Source organism: Acinetobacter sp. A47 (genome assembly GCF_000805455.1).
Classification (GTDB): Bacteria; Pseudomonadota; Gammaproteobacteria; order Pseudomonadales; family Moraxellaceae; genus Acinetobacter.
The window spans coordinates 1-1138 of the sequence record NZ_JSUS01000055.1; the positions used below are offsets into that span (position 1 = coordinate 1).

Consider the following 1138-nt stretch of genomic DNA (forward strand, 5'->3'; position numbering starts at 1 on the left):
TAGGTAAATGCTCTGGAAAATCTATTCCCACAACGTACTCATCTTTTAATAGATCTTTATAATCCCATTGAGCTGTATAATAATCACTAGCAATATAGATATTCGTTGCTCGAGTTAGAACAATTTTTTCTTTAGCTTCATATTTTTCGACAGCTCCTTTTTCTACTTTTTCCATCCAGTCATAGGGATAATCTCTACCCTGTGCGATTGCAGCATTATTAATGCTGCTCATTCTTCTTAATATAGGCAAAAAGCCTTCTTTTAAGTCATCCAAGCCATCAACTAAATGATGTAATACTCCTTTAAAGTTTGGTAGTACGATGGTTCCCCAAATATAGTCGGCTTGATGAGATGAATGTTGGGCACGATGATCGGGTGCTAAATGAGCACTATATTTATCTAATAGTTCTTCAGCATATTGAATCAACTCCTCCCATAACTTTACCGTTTCATAGTAATAGTTATATGAAATAAATTGTTCAATTGCATAGATCTCTTGAGGGAATAACTCTAGCTTCTTTAAATCAATCATTTTAATTATATAAATCTCAAAATTTTAAATGCCCCGAAGGGCATATTAGTTATTCGTCACCATCCCAATACCAAAACACTTCACCCCAATCTGCATCAGGAAGCACTGGCAATATTGCACCTTGAGTAAAATAGAGTCTCGTATCTGGTTTTGCAGGAGTAGACCAATAACCTGCTTTCTTTACTTTTTCTCCACCTTTTTGAGATATTCTTTCTTCATTAAATACCGCACTGCTGCCACCATCCTTAACTACTTTTTCCACCAATATCCATGTCGTTTCTACATCCTCAGAATCCTCAATTGTGTCTGGTGTCGTAAAAAGGTCAGGATTCGTTTTAAAACACTGAACTTCTGGAGCTAATTTCCAGTCTTCAGGATGCTTGGCTGACATTTTTTCTTCTTTTATCATAAAATTACAAGCAGAGTATGGTTCAATTGAACGATAAATCCCTGTCACCATGATGGGCTCGCCAGTTTTAACCATAATATTCGTATTGAGCTGATATTTAGGTAAATGCTCTGGAAAATCTATTCCCACAACGTACTCATCTTTTAATAGATCTTTATAATCCCATTGAGCTGTATAATAATCACTAGCAATATAGA

The 1138-nt window shown here is 35.5% G+C and carries 2 pseudogenes; both read right to left on the bottom strand.

What is annotated here, in order from left to right:
• Positions 1-532, bottom strand: a pseudogene (locus OC23_RS12170) (hypothetical protein); the annotation flags it as partial.
• 49 nt (positions 533-581) lie between these two features.
• Positions 582-1138 (bottom strand): annotated as a pseudogene (locus OC23_RS19485) (hypothetical protein); the annotation flags it as partial.